This window comes from Aurantimonas litoralis, from assembly GCF_026153195.1.
GTDB classification, from domain to species: domain Bacteria; phylum Pseudomonadota; class Alphaproteobacteria; order Rhizobiales; family Rhizobiaceae; genus Aurantimonas; species Aurantimonas coralicida.
This window is the reverse complement of record NZ_JAPFBM010000017.1, coordinates 1-14374: the sequence shown is the minus strand read 5'-3', so window position 1 is coordinate 14374 and position 14374 is coordinate 1. Positions and strand designations below refer to the sequence as shown.

Here is a 14374-nt window from a genome sequence, read left to right as displayed (position 1 = left end):
CTCACCTTCTGGATCTGCGAGCATGCGGGCGTTCACAAACGGGGGGGGGTGGCGCGGGGATCACTGACCCTATTCCGCCCCGCGCATATCAGAGTTTCGGGATTGGGGATCGCTAGTGCCAAGTCTTTGTCAACAATCCCAGTCGAAGCCTGAGGGGACTCTCGTCGCGCTCCAGCGACCGGTGCAGGACGTCTCCTTCCGGCGGCCCCTCACCCATGGCGTCGGTCGGCTGGTCGTCATCGATGATTATTCTCTAGCGCGAGGCGGTGCAACAGCGTTGGCACTTGCTTGCGCCAAGGGAATGCGCGCGGCGAACATTCCTGTGGTCTATCTGTGCGGCGACGAGGGCGACAACGAGGAGTTGCGCACACTCGGGATCGAGGTAGTCGCCCTGGGGCAGAAGGATCTGCTTCACACCTCGCGTATGCGGGCGTTTACAGTAGGCCTTCACAATCTCGCGGCACGACATCTGATCGAGCAGTGGATTGCGCGCTTCGACGATGAGCGGACCGTCTATCACGTACACGGCTGGTCCAAGATTCTCTCGCCATCGATCTTCGCGGCGTTGAAGCCCGTGGCCCGTCGTTGCGTGATCCACGCTCACGACTTCTTTGCTGCCTGCCCGAACGGCTCCTTCTACGATTATCGTCGAAACGTGATCTGCGAGCGGCGTCCCTTGAGCTCCAGTTGCGTCTTAGCCCGATGCGACAAACGGAGTTACGCCCAGAAACTCTGGCGGGTCGCTCGCGGCTCGAGCGTGGCCGCGGGGCTCTCCGGCGAGCCGGACTTCGCGAAAATCGTCCTGCTCCACCCTCAAATGGTCGAGTTCTTCGTGCGAAGCGGCTATGATGAGAACCGGCTGACGACGATCCGCAACCCGGCGGGTGCCTTCACGACAGAGCGAATCTGCGCTGAAGCAAACGATGAATTCGTCTTCATCGGACGCCTAGACGAGGAAAAAGGCATCGAAGATGTCCTGACTGCCGTAGAGAAGTCCGGTGTCCGGCTTAAAGTCATCGGCGACGGGCCACTCATCGAGCGCGTACGCGCCAGCACCGGTGATGTGAAGGCCACGGGGTGGCTGTCGCATGCTGAAATTGCAGGGACGATCAGCAGCGCCCGAGCTCTCGTCATGGGTTCGCGTTATCCGGAGCCGTTCGGCATGGTTGCAATAGAGGCGGCCAAGAGCGGATTACCCGTCATTCTCCCAAAGAGCGCGTTCCTAGCCGGCGAGATGACCGCTGCCGGTTTCGCTATCTCCTGCGATACGCGGGATGCGGACGCCTTCGCTCATGTCCTGACCGATTATGCGAGATTCTCTGAAACTGAGGTCAAAGGAATGAGCGAACGAGCTTATAGCCTATCTCCCGCTTTTTCCCTTAACCACGACACTTGGTGTGTCGCGCTTCAAGACGAGTATCACGACATCTTGGGTAGAGAAGCTTTAGTCACGATCGGTCGGGATCGATGAGGCTCTGATGATGATCGGAACGACGATGGAAGCGGATCTGGCAACCGCAGAAGACACGGCCACGGTAAGCAGCGCCGGAACTGCAGGATCGCCAGACTTGGCTACCCTGCGCGTCGCCATCGTTCACTACTGGCTCGTATCAATGCGAGGCGGTGAAAAGGTTATCGAGCAACTCTGCAAGCTCTTCCCGCAGGCCGATATTTTCACACTCGTTTGCGACCCATCGCGGCTTAGCGACGATCTTAGATCGAAAGCCATCCACACCTCGTTTCTGCAGCGGATTCCGGGAGCCCGTCGACATTACACCAAGATGTTGCCGCTGATGCCCTTCGCGCTTGAGCAGTTTGATCTGCAGGATTACGATCTGATCCTTTCGAGCGAATCTGGGCCGGCTAAGGGGATCGTCCCCCGGTCTGACGCGGTGCATATCTGCTACGTTCATTCGCCGATGCGCTATGTGTGGGATCAGTTCCACGCCTATCGCCGGGAACTTTCCCTTCCGGGTCGTCTGGCTATGACGCTGGCCGGCCCTCCCCTCCGAGCCTGGGATGTAACCACCGCTGCTCGGGTCGATACCTTCGTTGCCAATTCATATTATGTGGCCGGGCGGATCCGGCGCTTCTACAATCGCGCGGCCACGGTCGTTTATCCGCCGGTCGCTGTGCTTGATTTTCAGCTTGCCCGAGACCGGGGTGACTTTTACCTCTGCGCCGGACAACTAACTGGATACAAGCGCGTTGACATCGCAGTCGAAGCCTGTACCGCCACCGGTCGCAGTCTCGTCGTGATCGGAGAGGGAGAGCAAGAGAAACGGTTGAAGAGGACAGCCGGCCCCTCCGTCCGGTTCCTTGGTCACCAGCCCTTCAGCGTCTTGAAGGATCACCTGACGCGCTGCCGTGCCCTTCTTTTTCCCGGCGTGGAAGATTTCGGCATCGTGCCGATCGAGGCCATGGCCTCGGGCCGCCCCGTCATCGCTTTCGACGCCGGCGGCGCGAAGGAAACCGTTTCGAATTCGGACGTGGGTCTGCGCTTTCCTAGCCAAAGCGCGGCATCGCTTATCGAAGCTCTGGATGAGTTCGAACGGCGGGAAGCTAACTTTGATCCTCTCGCGATCCGCGTCCATAGTAAGCAATTCTCCGAAGCGATCTTCCGCAGTCGGTTCGAGGAGGTCGTAAGACGCAGTTTTGCGAGGTGCCGCGCGGGCGGAGCCGAGGCGGTGTCCCCATGAGTTTGCGCCCGTCGCGGGGAGATCGACCGCCGGCGTCGAACGTTTCCATCTCCACGACGCGGGCCGGGTTTTGGCTGCTGAGCGGCAAGTTTCTCGCCCGCTCGCTTGACCTCGTCAGCCTCTTGGTGCTCGCACGGCTTCTAAGCCCTGAGGATTTCGGCCTGGTCGCGATCGCAACCACGGTGCTTGTGATTGTGGAAACCGTGTTCGACCTTCCTTTGGTCCAGGCGCTCGTGCGCCAAGGCGATCTCAGCGATTCCATGCTGACGACGGCCTTTACGCTCGGCTTGATGCGCGGCCTGACAATCTGTCTTATCATGGTGCTGGCCGCCTGGCCGCTGGCATGGATCTACGGCGACCCCCGGCTTACTGCCCTTCTAGCGGCGCTCGCCCTCGCTCCGGCGATGCGCAGCGTAGTTAGCCCGCGGCTCGTCCTCTTTATGCAACGCTTCGATTTCCGTCCGGAGTTCGCGCTCGACCTTATCCAGAAAGGCGCTACTTTGGCTGTCGCAATTGTGGCCGCAATCCTCACAGGGAGCTATTGGAGCCTTGCGATTGGCTCGGTAGTGGGACCCACAGCAGCCGCCGCCGCCTCATACGTCATCGCTCCGATGCGGCCGGCCTTCGGTCTATCCGAATGGGCGCGCTTCAAGGACATGATCGGCTGGCACACGGTCGCTCAGGTGCTTAGCGCCTTCACTTGGCAGATCGACAGGCTTCTACTACCCCGTTTCACCAGCCTGAGCGTTTTCGGCAATTTCACCGTGGCCGACAATCTGGCGAGCATCCCGCACCAGACGTTCGTCGGACCGTTGATCCGACCGCTGATGGCAGCCTTTTCAAAGTTCGAGCCGGGAACCCCGCCCCTCGCGGCCGCCTTCCTCAAGGCGACCCATGCGTTGGTTCTCGTGGGTGCGCCAATCCTGATTGTCCTAGCTTTCCTCGCCGAGCCAGTCATCGCCGTGGTTGCGGGCAGCGGGTGGGATGCGGCCGCGTTAATCCTCCAATGGCTTTGTTTTGCGAGCCTGATCGGTCTTCCGGCCATCGCGATGCCACCGCTCGCCATGGTGCTGGATCGTACGCAATACGCGACGCTGCGGATGGCCCTCGAATTTGCGGCGAGAGTCCCATTGACCGTCGCGGGACTGATGCTGTTCGGACTGATGGGAGCGCTCTTCGCTCGCGTCTCCTCGGCGGTCGTTGCTTATCTAGCCTCCGCGTTCCTCTCTCGCCGACTGATCGGCGTCAGCCTAGCCCTTCAATTTCGCACTCTGTTGTTATCACTGCTGCCGGCGCTGCCGATGATCGCCTTCCTCGCATTCGCCCAGTCCGAATTGGCCGGAGATATCGTGGACCTGCGTCTGATCCTAACCCTCGGGACCAGCGTAGCCCTCGCCCTAGGAATTTTTTGGGTATCGGCCCTTGCGCTGTGGACTCTGCGCGGTAGGCCCGCCGGCCTTGAGTCGACGATCGTTCAGATGGCGGCCGACCTTCTGGAAGGATGGCGGCAAATACCCCGTAAACCCTGACCGCTTCTTCACGGGTTTGAAGCGACAACTATCTTCAAGAGGAGTGTCTCAATGCGCATCTTGACGGCGAAGTTGCTCACTCTCATGACGATCGCTACACCGTCCGTTGCACAGGAAATTTTCCCGAAGGTGCTGAACATCTCGCAATTCGAGCGTACCTTCACCGAAGACTTCGATACGCTTGACGTCAGCCCCTGGGGCGAGAACGGATCGCGCTGGATCGCTCACACGCCGTGGAACGGCGACTTCGGCGACGCCCGTTTCAGCGATCCGCATCCGGGTTTCCCCTTCACTACTCAAAACGGGATCCTAACGATCGAGGCGCGGAAGGACGAGAATGGCGAGTGGCGCTCGGGCCTTCTAGCCTCCACCAATTCGGGCGGAGAAGGGTTCTCGCAGAAGTTTGGCTATTTCGAAGTGCGCATGAAGCTGCCGCCCGGAAAGGGCGTCTGGCCGGCCTTCTGGCTAATTGGCGTCGATCGATCAAATTATACCGCCGAGATCGATGTCATCGAGTATTACGGAAGAGTGCCTTCCGAATTCAGCAGCGGCTACCGCATCTGGACCGCGGACCAGGACGACGAGGATCCGAGCGACGGTCGTTGGACGAATGTGGAGGACGGATCGCTTAGCGCCGATTTCCACTCCTACGGCGTCGAGATTGGAAGCGAGGAAACCATCTTCTATCTCGACCGCGAGGCGATTTGGTCGTTCGAGACGCCGGAAGAGTTCCACATGCCGTTTTTCCCGTTGGTCAATCTTGCACTTGGCTCCGGCTGGCCGATCGACGAGACACCGAACCCGTCCCATCTTCTCATTGACTACATCCACGTCTATCAGCGCAAGTGATCCCCAATCCAGGTGAATGACGCCGTTTTCCCCGAGCGCGCCTTCGCCGCACACAATTTGTCAGCCGGCTTTTGCCGGCAGCATGCTGCTCCCAGCATGCCATCTCCACGCGCTCTCAATGATAGAGGCGAGATCGTGGCGCGGGCGCCAGCCGAGGGTCTCTGATGCGCGCCTGTTGTCCGCCACAAGCACCGGCGGATCGCCCGGCCGCCGGTCCGTGCGCTCGATGTTGAGCGGACGGCCCGCGACCCGTTCCACCTCCTCAATCAGCTCGGCGACGGACGTGCCCGTCCCCGTGCCGAGATTGAGCGCCGTACTGGATCCGCCGCCTAGGAGGTAGTCCACGGCGCGCACATGGGCGTCGGCAAGGTCCATCACATGGACGTAATCGCGTACGCAGGTTCCATCGCGCGTGGCGTAATCAGTGCCGAATATCCTAAACTGTTCACGCCGACCGAGGGCCGTCTCGATCACGAGCGGGACGGCATGGGTTTCGGGCATATGCCATTCTCCGATCCGCGTTTCTGGGTCGGCCCCCGCCGCATTGAAGTAGCGAAGCATGACGGATCGCATCCGATCGAGCCCAGCAAGGTCGCGCAGGATGTGTTCCACGAGCAACTTGCTCCAGCCATAGGGGCTGATCGGCGCCTGAGGATGATCTTCCGTAAGCGGCGAGAATTCTGGAGTTCCGTAAGTCGCGCAGGTCGAGGAGAAGACGACCTTATCGAGACCTGCCTCCTCTGCCGCTAAGAGCAATGACACTGTTCCGGCTAGATTGTTGTCATAGAAAGCGAGCGGAGCGTGGACTGATTGCCCGACCTCGATTAGAGCGGCGAAATGGACAATAGCCTCCGGCTCGTATCGGTTGAAAACGCTCCGAAGCCTCGCCCGATCGCGAATGTCGCCTAGCTCCAGCGGTCCCCACCGGGCGAATTCGGCATGACCATTCGTTAGGTTGTCGTAGACGACCGGAACGTAGCCGCGCTGGGCGAGAAGTAGGCAGGTGTGCGCGCCAATGTAGCCCGCTCCACCGACTACAAGCACCTTCTTTTCCATTCGCTAAAAAACCTAAATCTTTGGCGACCTGCCGGACAAGATCAATCGACATCTTTGTTACCTGGAACACTTATAGCGCACAAGCGCCCCTGACCTGCCACTGAGTATTTCCTCCACTTCGAGTTAGAGTCCGGCCTCGACGGAAGGACGGGCAGATGAAGCGGATGCGGTTTACGGAAGAACGGATCATCACGTGCTTTGGGAGCAGGAGGCGGGCGCGAGGGCTGGTGATCTGCCCTGCCGGCACGGGGTCAGCGAGGCGACGCTGTATAACTGGAAGGCGAAGTATGGCGGAATGGACGTGTCCGACGCCAAGCGCCTGAAGGCCCTTGAAGATGAGAACGCGAAGCTGAAGAAGCTAATCGCAGACCAGATGCTGGATGCCTCGGCACTTCGCGAGCTTCTGTAAAAAATTGTAGGGGCCGCCGCCAAGCGCGAAAGCCGTTGCGCATTTGCAGTCCGTAATGGGGCTTTCAGAGCGTGGGGCCTGTTCCTTCGTCGGTGCCGATCGCAAGATGATCCGCTACCAGTCGTGCCGTCCGCCGGAGACCGAACTGCGTGGTCGGCTACGTGACGTTGCCAATGAGCGCCGGCGTTTCGGCTATCAACGCCTGTTCGCCGTGCTGCGCGGGAGGGTGAGTATTCGGGGATCAACCGCATCCATCGGCTCTACCGGCAGGAAGGGCTGAAGGTGTCCAAGCGCCGGCCCCGGCGACGCGCGGTGGGGACGCGTGCGGCGCGAAAATCAGGGTGAGAACACGTATTGCTGCATCCAAGGATGTTCCTAAGGGATCAGGCCGTTGCCTCAGCCATTTGTTTCTGGAGGTTTTCGCCCCCGTGGATGTCAGGTTCGGTTGTTTCCCGATGCCCCCTGTCGCGCGAAGCCTTCATATCGCGCAGCGCGTCAGGGGTCATCGGCGGGTTGCGCATCCGCCTTGGCGCCGAACACCAATAGTCTGGCCATGTCTCCTCTCCGAATTTTCACTCGGCGCTGCACCGTGCGGATCAACCTGTCTGGATAAGCATTCGGATGAGTGGTCTGAAGCCTCCCCAGGAGTTCGCGCCCAGTCTGTGACGGGTCTCCGTGGAACCACTCTTTGAGATCTTCGGCGACTTTGGCCAGCGGATCGGGGGCGGCGGCGCCCGCGGGTACGGACAGTTTTCCCGCAACGTGGGCCTGATCTCACCCTCCATCCAGGCATGGCGCAGACCGCTCAGGAAAGCTTCGACGTCCTCCTTGGCGCCATCGCCACCGGCGAATGGCGTCACATCGGCCACCGCCGTCAGCCGCGCCTGTGCCTGTGCCTGTGCCTGGCGGATCTCGTGGAGCAGGATGACCGGGTCGAGCTGCACAAACTGCGCCGCAAGCGCGTCCTATAAGGCCGGCGCGACGGTGGGATGAGCCTGTACGCGCTGGAACGGCGTCACGGCGGTGCGCCTCCGATGCGTTCGTTGGCGTATACATAGATCCACTCCGAATTTGCGTACTGACTTAGTCGAACGTGCCCCAGCGGAATCATATTTTAGGCAGCATATACTCCCGGTTTTAGTGAAATAATGGTACTTAGTCGCATGACAAATTGGACCTTATGCGCAGATCCGTTGGACTAAAGTCCGGCCATCATTCGTAAGACGCGCAATTAGGTGTTCGAGGATGAGGGGGTGCAGGCGCGGCTCGCCGGATATCGGCTGCTGAAGGTGGACGTCACGGACGAGCGCCCCGGGTCAGCCGGACCGATGTCGGAACTGGCGGTTGTCGGGCCGCCGACCATGTTGTTCGTTGACCATGAAGGCTTCGAGATACCGGGATCGCGGATCGTAGCCGAGATCCCCGCCGAGGCCTTCATCGAGCGCATTCGTCTTGCGGAGGGCAACTGAGGTGGCTGCCCTGACACTGGGTCCCCTGGTCTTCGCCGGAGACCGCCTTGCGGCCATCATGGCAATTGTCGTGTTTCGGGGCGTCGCGGCCATTCTGATAGGACGTGTCGACGAGCGGCTGGGCAACTGGTCGCTGACGGTCGTGCCAATTGGTATCATCGCTGCCCGGCTGGGGCATGTCGCCCTTCACTGGGAGACCTTTGCACCGAAGCCGTTCCGCGTTTTCAGCATCTGGGAAGGAGGCTTCGCAGCGTTGGCCGGGCTTGCGGCCGCCCTTCTCTACACCCTCTACGTGTTTCAGGACGTTCGTCTCCGGATCTGGTCGATGGGCGCGCTCGCCGGCTCTTTCGTTGCCTGGAACATTGCCTGGCAACTGGTCGCGAGCACGGAGGCAATCGCGGCTCCCAGCGAAAGCTTTGCCATGCTGGACGGTCCGGCCCGCTCACTGGCCGATTTCGGTGAGAAGCCGATTGTCCTCAACCTCTGTGCCTCCTGGTGCCCACCATGCCGCCGCGAAATGCCAATGATGGTGAGGATGACCGCAATTCGAGCTGACGCGGTGTTCGTCTTCGCCAACCAGGGCGAAAGCGCGCAAACCGTGTCTCGGTTCCTGGCGAGAGCCGACCTCGAAATCGACCATGTCGTGCTTGATCAAGGGTATGCGCTCGCACAGCATTACGGCGTCTCCGGCTACCCCGCCACATTGTTTCTCGATGCGACCGGAACGCTCCGTTCGCTACATTTCGGAGAGATCTGGCGCGAAGCAATCGCGGCGGATATCGATAACGCCAAGGCGGAATGGGACTGACATGACTTTTAGGAACGCTCACCGCACAGGCCTGCTGGCCGCGGCTCTCCTTACGATGACGGGTTGCTCGTCTGTCGGCGAACTGCCCCGGACCGTGCTCGGCTACGCTGCGCCGAGCCTGATCGGCGATCCGCGATATGCCGCCTTCGAGGACAGTGGCCGCACCATCCCCGCCATTCCCGCTGCCCATCTTACCGATGAAAACCGGCGCCAGATCGTTGATTTCGCCGGCTCTGAAGCTCCGGGCACCATCGTCGTCGATCCGGCCGCGCATTTCCTCTATCTCGTCGAGGAAAACGGCAAGGCCATGCGCTACCGTGTCGGCGTCGGCAAGGCAGGCTTCGCGTTTACTGGCAACGCGACAATCGCCCGCAAGGCTGAGTGGCCGGGCTGGACGCCGACCCCCAACATGCTGAAGCGTGAGCCCGAACGGTTCGGCCCCTACGCGAGCGGCCTTGAGGGCGGGCTCGGCAACCCTCTGGGAGCCCGCGCTCTCTATCTCTATCGCGGTGGCCGGGACACCTACTACCGGATTCACGGCACCAACGAGCCCTCAACGATCGGCCGATCAGTGTCGTCAGGCTGCATTCGTATGTTCAACCAGGACGTCATCGATCTGGAAGATCGTGTTCCCGTTGGAGCGAACGTCGTTGTACGAAGTGCGCTCGGCACCGCTGCGTAGGGCATTCCGAAAAACGGATGCCAGTAGACGCTGACTGGCGATCTGACGTCGAGTTCGTCTCAACGCTGATCCAGTGCTTGATCGCTGTGTATCGCCGCGTCTCCGGATGCGAGCACTCTTGAATTACGATACGCCTCATGTGCGGATTTTCGATCCCGCCTTGACCTTCCAGTAGCTAGAATCTCCATCTGATACCGACGATCGGCGAACGAACGAGTGCTCGCTGATCATCGTTGCAGGAGAAGTGGCATGAGTACGATATTGCCTTCACCAACACGGAAGACGGCCGTCCTCTACCGGATGGTCATGGACGAGCATGTCTGCCCCTACGGGCTGAAGTCGAAGGATCTTCTCGAGCGCGAAGGGTACGCGGTCGAAGACAACTGGCTGACCACCCGCGAGGAGACCGACGCCTTCAAGGCAAAGCATGGCGTCGAGACGACGCCTCAGGCCTTCATCGGCGGCGATCGCGTCGGCGGCTATACGGATCTGCGCGAACATTTCGGCAAGTCGGTCCAGTCTGAGGACGAGACCACCTACCAGCCGGTGATCGCCATCTTCTCGGTCGCATTCCTGATGGCGCTGGCGGTCTCCTTCGCTGCCTATGAGACGCTCTTCACCGTGCGGGCGATCGAGTGGTTCTTCGCCATCTCCATGTGCCTGCTCGGCATCCAGAAGCTGCAGGACGTCGAGAGCTTCTCGACCATGTTCCTGAACTACGACCTCCTGGCCAAGCGATGGGTGCGCTACGGCAAGATCTACCCGTTCGGCGAGACGCTGGCCGGCGTGCTGATGATCGCCGGCACCCTCACCTGGCTGTCGGCGCCGATCGCGCTGGTCATCGGGACGATCGGCGCCGTGTCGGTCTTCTATGCGGTCTATGTGCAGAAACGCGAACTCAAATGCGCCTGCGTCGGCGGCGGCTCGAATGTGCCCCTGGGCTTCGTGTCGCTGACCGAGAATCTCGTCATGATCGGCATGGGCCTGTGGATGCCCCTGCGCATGATCTGGGGAGGCTGAAGCCTCCTCGTTCCAACCATGTGCCAACACTGCGGACAAGGATCGGGGGCGCTCCTCGTCTTCGACAAGACTCCGGCGTTGGCTCGCAAGACTACCCGACGGAAAAGCCACCTTTAGCAAGGAGAACAACGATGATGGGCGAACACTCTGGCGATATGGGATGGATGCCCTTTGGCATGGGACTCTGGGGCATTCTGGTCCTTGTGGTCTTTGTGCTGGTGATCGCGGCGCTGGTGAAATACCTGCGACGGTGATCGTGGCGGGTTCAGAAGATGCCGTTGGCCTTCTGGACCGCGCGAACATAGGCAACGATATCGGCGACCTGGCGCTCGCTCACGCCCACGACCGGCGGCATGCTTCCGAAGCCCCAGTGGTGAGCACGGACCCCCTGTGTCACGGCGATCAGGAATGCCTGGTCGCCATGGTGGTTCGGCTCATAGACCCGATGGATCAGCGGCGGCCCCTGTTCGGTGCCGCCGGCGTTCTCCCCGTGACAGGCAGCACAGTTCGCGGCGAAGAGTTCCTGTCCACGCTCCGCCCGGACGGAGAGCTGCGGGACTGTCACGGCCACGATATGCGCGTTGGATGCCGGTCCCCCGGACAGGGTCCGCCAGACAATGAACGCGCCGATTGCGAGCGCGCCGGCGACGGCCGCGATGGTCGCTTTCGATGCCCTCATCGGCGTCTCCTCATGTCACGTCGAACCAGGTCATCATGCCGCCGGCGGCATGCTCCAGCATGTGGCAATGAAGCAGCCATTTCCCCGGATTGTCGGCGACGAAGGCGATCTCGATCGTCTCGTCGGGCATCATCAGCTCGGTGTCGCGCAGGACCGGGCTCGCAACGGGCTTGCCGTCGCGAGAGACGACACGGAAGTGATGGCCGTGGACATGCATCGCATGGGGCCATCGGGTCTGGTTGCGCAGGGTGAAGACGATCGGACGGCCTCGCGCCACGGTCGCGAGCGGTTGGTCCATGTCGCCGGCCACCCCGTTGAAGGACCAGACCCGGCTCCTCGAGACGAGTTCGCGCATGTCCATCCAGCGGCCCTGATGCGTGGCGCCCTGCATGCTGCCCATGGCGCCGCCCTCCGTCACCAGTTCGGTCCTGAAGGCGTTCGACAATGCGGGCAGAGCGGCCGGGCCGGACTGCGGCAGCCCGACAGGATCGGCATATCGCGATCGCACGGGTTCCCCTTGAAGCGCGAACGTGGCCATCTCAAAGGGCCCATCCCGCGTCTGGAGCGACAGCGCGATTGTGTCTCCGTCCGCTCCGGCAAAGTCGACGAGGAGGTCTGCCCTTTGTGCGGGCGCAAGCTGGATGGTTCCGCTTAGCGCTTCGATGGTCGTCGGCATGCCGTCCAGCGCCAGGAGGTGCACCGGCAGACCCGCAAAGGCTATCTCCATGATCCGCGCATTGGCCGCATTGATCAGGCGCACCCGGATCCGCTCGTTCGGCCGGACGGCGATCTTTGAGCCCAGGCGTCCATTGACCGTCGGCGTGTTGCCGATGCGGCCGCCATGTGCCCATTCCATCATCTGGCCGAAGCCGTCTGCGATGGCGCCGTCCCGGGCAAGACGCCAGTCGTCGAGGACCAGAACGAGGTCGCGGTCGGCGCCCCGCCACAGCTCAGGCTCGTCGACGATCAGCGCCCCGTGAAGCCCGCGGGCATTCTGCTCCCAGGATCGATTGTGGGAATGGTACCAGTAGGTCCCTGGATCCGGCGGGACGAACTCGTAGGAAAATTGCTCGCCCGGCGCGATCGCCGCCTGCGTCAGGCCGGGAACGCCATCCATCCCGTTGTCGATCCGGATGCCGTGCCAGTGCACGCTGGTCGGCTGATCAAGGCGGTTCTCGACATCGACGGCCAGACGTTCGCCTGCACGCACCCGCAGCACGGGCCCTGGCGCGGTACCGTTGAATGCCCAGACTGGCGTGGGGCCTGCGAATGTCTCGGGCACGATCTGCGCCTGGCCTACGGCAGCGACGAGACGGTGCCGCGTGGCGGCGGAGGCCCTCGGTATTGCCGTCGTTGCAAGCATCGCGCTCGATCCGAGCAGGAAGCTCCGGCGACTGATCGGACATGTCATTGCGGACTTACTCCCTTTCGAGATCGGCGATCAGAGCCTTCATCTCGCCGATCTCCCGGCGCTACGCCTCGATGATCGCGTCCGCGAGCTTGCGGACGCGCGGATCGGAGATGTTGGCACGCTCGCTGGTCAGGATAGCGATCGAATGATGCGGGATCATCGCTTTCATCCAGGCGACGTCCGCGATCGTGTCCTGGCTGCGCACGTGATAGAGCGCGCCGGCGAAGGCGATGATTGCCGCGGCAAAGATCGCGATATTGGTCGTCCGGTTTCGGTACATGCCGAGCATGAAGGCCAGCATGATGACGGCCATCGTCGCCCCCATGACGATCGCCATCCACGCCCGGGTTTCGCTGAAGAGGACATGATCGAGGCTGTAGGTGTTCAGATACATCAGTCCGAACATCACGATGGTGGAGGTCGCGATGATCGCGCCGAAGGTCGAGTATTTCATGGGGCCGGCCTGTGGTGATGGTGGTGGTGTTTGGGACCTGCTCCCGCCGAGCGGTTGGTGCCGCCCGACGGGAAAGGCGCCTATTTCATCTCGACGACGGTCAACTTGCCCCGGATCCGTTCCGCCACGAACTCGATCGCCTGGCCTTCCTTTGCCGTTTCCAGCATCGCCGGATCGGCGACGACGAACACCATCGTCATGGCCGGCATGTCGAGATTGGCCAGTTCCTCATGCCTGATCGTCAGCTTCCCGGCCTTGGTATCGACCTTCTGGACGGTGCCTCTGGTGTAATCGGCGGCAAGAGCCGGCAGAGCCAGGGGAAGCGCAACGAGCGCGAGGGCGAGGGTTTTCACGAATTTGGACATGGTTTTCTCCTGAGAAGCGTTCAGTCGGGGGCTATTCGGCGGCGACGGTCAGCGGACCGTGCATGCCGGATTCGTAGTGGCCGGGGATGAGGCAGGCGAACTCGAAGCTGCCGTCATTGGTGAAGGTCCAGGCGATCTGGCCGCTCTCGCCGGGCTCCAGACGCACGGCGTTCGGATCGGCGTGCTCCATCTCCGGAAACTTCTCCATCAGCACCTTGTGCTCCTGGATCATCTCGTGCCCGTCCATGACGAATTCGTGCTCGATCTCGCCATCGTTGCGGATCTCCAGAAGCACGGTCTCGCCCCGCTTGACCGCGATGGACGACGGCTCGAACAGCATCGCGCCATCGTCGGTCTCCAGCATCCGCACGGCGATGGTTCGCCCCGCCTGCGCGGGCTCCGCCGGCTTGCCAAGCATCATCTCGTCGTGGTGCCCGCCCGAATGGCTCCCGGCCGCCAGGGCGGTGACGGGGGCAAGCGGCAAGGTGGCGGCGAAGAGCAGCATCGTAAGTTTGCGCATGAATGGTCCTCTTTGATTGTGGTTGGTGTCCCTTGCGTCCGGCCTCAATGGCCGGAATGATCGCCGCCGGCCGGCATGACCCGTCTGGCGGATGGCGTGTGGGGCAGTGCGGCACCGTCGGCGCTGCCAGCCGGCGCGACAGGGGCTTCAGGGAGCGATCCGGTCCATTCGTAGGCCACCGTTCCGGCAGGAAACTCGTAATCGCCCGGATCGGCGTAATCGTCGGCCGCAAGCCCGTCCCGGACCTTCATCACGGTGAACATGCCGCCCATTTCGAGGGCGCCGAACTGCCCCCAGCCGGCCATCATCGGGATCGTGTTATCCGGCAGCGGCATCGCCATCTCGGCCATTTCGGCCATCCCGGTTTCGCCCATCGGCATGTAGTCCGGTTGGATCTGGCGGATCTTCGCCGCAACCCTGGCCT

General features: G+C 61.7%; 17 protein-coding genes and 2 pseudogenes. 11 read left to right on the top strand and 8 right to left on the bottom strand.

The genetic code is table 11. The features are described 5' to 3' along the window. Window positions 1-181 precede the first annotated feature (181 nt). The 4 genes from N7I30_RS20905 to N7I30_RS20890 are packed head-to-tail and all read left to right on the top strand — an operon-like array spanning window position 182 to window position 5077. Window positions 182-1471 carry a glycosyltransferase family 4 protein gene (locus tag N7I30_RS20905; protein WP_024351221.1) on the top strand — a complete coding sequence of 430 codons (1290 nt, stop codon included), beginning with the start codon at window positions 182-184 and terminating at the stop codon, window positions 1469-1471. 25 nt (window positions 1472-1496) lie between these two features. Further along, window positions 1497-2699, top strand: a complete 1203-nt coding sequence (locus tag N7I30_RS20900; RefSeq protein ID WP_051141612.1) for a glycosyltransferase — start codon at window positions 1497-1499, stop codon at window positions 2697-2699. Beyond that, complete coding sequence (locus tag N7I30_RS20895; RefSeq protein WP_498640970.1) at window positions 2696-4228, top strand: oligosaccharide flippase family protein; 1533 nt, start codon at window positions 2696-2698, stop codon at window positions 4226-4228. Before N7I30_RS20900 ends, N7I30_RS20895 begins: the two co-directional genes overlap by 4 nt. 51 nt (window positions 4229-4279) lie before the next feature. Further along, on the top strand, window positions 4280-5077 hold the full coding sequence (locus N7I30_RS20890; protein WP_228241801.1) for a glycoside hydrolase family 16 protein: 798 nt from the start codon (window positions 4280-4282) through the stop codon (window positions 5075-5077). Between the two features lie 60 nt (window positions 5078-5137). Here N7I30_RS20890 and galE read toward each other — a convergent pair whose 3' ends face one another. Continuing rightward, the gene (galE, locus tag N7I30_RS20885) at window positions 5138-6133 is read right to left on the bottom strand and encodes a UDP-glucose 4-epimerase GalE (protein ID WP_024351225.1); all 996 of its coding nucleotides are present in this window, start codon (window positions 6131-6133) and stop codon (window positions 5138-5140) included. Window positions 6134-6288: 155 nt separating this feature from the next. Here galE and N7I30_RS20880 point away from each other — a divergent pair. Beyond that, window positions 6289-6869 (top strand): annotated as a pseudogene (locus N7I30_RS20880) (transposase); the annotation flags it as partial. Window positions 6870-7037: 168 nt separating this feature from the next. Here the strand turns inward: N7I30_RS20880 and N7I30_RS20875 are convergent. Then, window positions 7038-7256 carry a hypothetical protein gene (locus tag N7I30_RS20875; protein WP_498640974.1) on the bottom strand — a complete coding sequence of 73 codons (219 nt, stop codon included), beginning with the start codon at window positions 7254-7256 and terminating at the stop codon, window positions 7038-7040. Between the two features lie 77 nt (window positions 7257-7333). Here N7I30_RS20875 and N7I30_RS20870 point away from each other — a divergent pair, with 77 nt between their 5' ends. From N7I30_RS20870 to N7I30_RS20845, 6 genes are all read left to right on the top strand, one after another. After that, window positions 7334-7513 (top strand): hypothetical protein, encoded by a 180-nt coding sequence (locus N7I30_RS20870; RefSeq protein WP_498640969.1) that lies wholly within the window; start codon window positions 7334-7336, stop codon window positions 7511-7513. A gap of 264 nt (window positions 7514-7777) precedes the next feature. Then, complete coding sequence (locus N7I30_RS20865; protein WP_155898506.1) at window positions 7778-8011, top strand: hypothetical protein; 234 nt, start codon at window positions 7778-7780, stop codon at window positions 8009-8011. A gap of 1 nt (window position 8012) precedes the next feature. Further along, entirely contained in the window at window positions 8013-8819 is an 807-nt protein-coding gene (locus tag N7I30_RS20860) for a TlpA family protein disulfide reductase (RefSeq protein ID WP_024351228.1), read from the top strand. Between the two features lies 1 nt (window position 8820). Beyond that, window positions 8821-9501: a L,D-transpeptidase gene (locus N7I30_RS20855; protein WP_228241799.1), complete on the top strand. Its 681-nt coding sequence runs from the start codon at window positions 8821-8823 to the stop codon at window positions 9499-9501. Window positions 9502-9750: 249 nt separating this feature from the next. After that, window positions 9751-10521, top strand: a complete 771-nt coding sequence (locus N7I30_RS20850) for a MauE/DoxX family redox-associated membrane protein (RefSeq protein WP_060577008.1) — start codon at window positions 9751-9753, stop codon at window positions 10519-10521. Between the two features lie 131 nt (window positions 10522-10652). Next, the gene (locus tag N7I30_RS20845; RefSeq protein WP_266102233.1) at window positions 10653-10775 is read left to right on the top strand and encodes a hypothetical protein; all 123 of its coding nucleotides are present in this window, start codon (window positions 10653-10655) and stop codon (window positions 10773-10775) included. An 11-nt stretch (window positions 10776-10786) separates the two neighbouring features. Here the strand turns inward: N7I30_RS20845 and N7I30_RS20840 are convergent, their stop codons facing one another. The 6 genes and pseudogenes from N7I30_RS20840 to N7I30_RS20815 all read right to left on the bottom strand — a co-directional run. Next, window positions 10787-11200 carry a c-type cytochrome gene (locus tag N7I30_RS20840; RefSeq protein WP_228242249.1) on the bottom strand — a complete coding sequence of 138 codons (414 nt, stop codon included), beginning with the start codon at window positions 11198-11200 and terminating at the stop codon, window positions 10787-10789. Window positions 11201-11210: 10 nt separating this feature from the next. Then, window positions 11211-12563 carry a multicopper oxidase family protein gene (locus N7I30_RS20835; RefSeq protein ID WP_498640968.1) on the bottom strand — a complete coding sequence of 451 codons (1353 nt, stop codon included), beginning with the start codon at window positions 12561-12563 and terminating at the stop codon, window positions 11211-11213. A 109-nt stretch (window positions 12564-12672) separates the two neighbouring features. Then, window positions 12673-13065, bottom strand: coding sequence for a DUF305 domain-containing protein (locus tag N7I30_RS20830; RefSeq protein ID WP_051141607.1), 393 nt, complete (start codon window positions 13063-13065; stop codon window positions 12673-12675). Between the two features lie 80 nt (window positions 13066-13145). Continuing rightward, window positions 13146-13430, bottom strand: coding sequence for a copper-binding protein (locus N7I30_RS20825; protein WP_024351233.1), 285 nt, complete (start codon window positions 13428-13430; stop codon window positions 13146-13148). Between the two features lie 31 nt (window positions 13431-13461). Further along, a complete protein-coding gene (locus N7I30_RS20820) occupies window positions 13462-13950 on the bottom strand; it encodes a cupredoxin domain-containing protein (protein WP_024351234.1) in 489 nt (162 codons plus the stop codon). 44 nt (window positions 13951-13994) lie between these two features. Beyond that, window positions 13995-14374: pseudogene (locus N7I30_RS20815) on the bottom strand (copper oxidase); the annotation flags it as partial.

Coding starts and splice junctions, on each gene's coding strand:
- N7I30_RS20900 (WP_051141612.1), top strand. CDS start 1,497: ATGGAAGCGGATCTGGCAACCGCAGAAGACACGGCCACGGTAAGCAGC.
- N7I30_RS20895 (WP_498640970.1), top strand. CDS start 2,696: ATGAGTTTGCGCCCGTCGCGGGGAGATCGACCGCCGGCGTCGAACGTT.
- N7I30_RS20890 (WP_228241801.1), top strand. CDS start 4,280: ATGCGCATCTTGACGGCGAAGTTGCTCACTCTCATGACGATCGCTACA.
- galE (WP_024351225.1), bottom strand. CDS start 6,133: ATGGAAAAGAAGGTGCTTGTAGTCGGTGGAGCGGGCTACATTGGCGCG.
- N7I30_RS20870 (WP_498640969.1), top strand. CDS start 7,334: ATGGCGCAGACCGCTCAGGAAAGCTTCGACGTCCTCCTTGGCGCCATC.
- N7I30_RS20855 (WP_228241799.1), top strand. CDS start 8,821: ATGACTTTTAGGAACGCTCACCGCACAGGCCTGCTGGCCGCGGCTCTC.
- N7I30_RS20850 (WP_060577008.1), top strand. CDS start 9,751: ATGAGTACGATATTGCCTTCACCAACACGGAAGACGGCCGTCCTCTAC.
- N7I30_RS20845 (WP_266102233.1), top strand. CDS start 10,653: ATGATGGGCGAACACTCTGGCGATATGGGATGGATGCCCTTTGGCATG.
- N7I30_RS20840 (WP_228242249.1), bottom strand. CDS start 11,200: ATGAGGGCATCGAAAGCGACCATCGCGGCCGTCGCCGGCGCGCTCGCA.
- N7I30_RS20835 (WP_498640968.1), bottom strand. CDS start 12,563: ATGCTTGCAACGACGGCAATACCGAGGGCCTCCGCCGCCACGCGGCAC.
- N7I30_RS20830 (WP_051141607.1), bottom strand. CDS start 13,065: ATGAAATACTCGACCTTCGGCGCGATCATCGCGACCTCCACCATCGTG.
- N7I30_RS20825 (WP_024351233.1), bottom strand. CDS start 13,430: ATGTCCAAATTCGTGAAAACCCTCGCCCTCGCGCTCGTTGCGCTTCCC.
- N7I30_RS20820 (WP_024351234.1), bottom strand. CDS start 13,950: ATGCGCAAACTTACGATGCTGCTCTTCGCCGCCACCTTGCCGCTTGCC.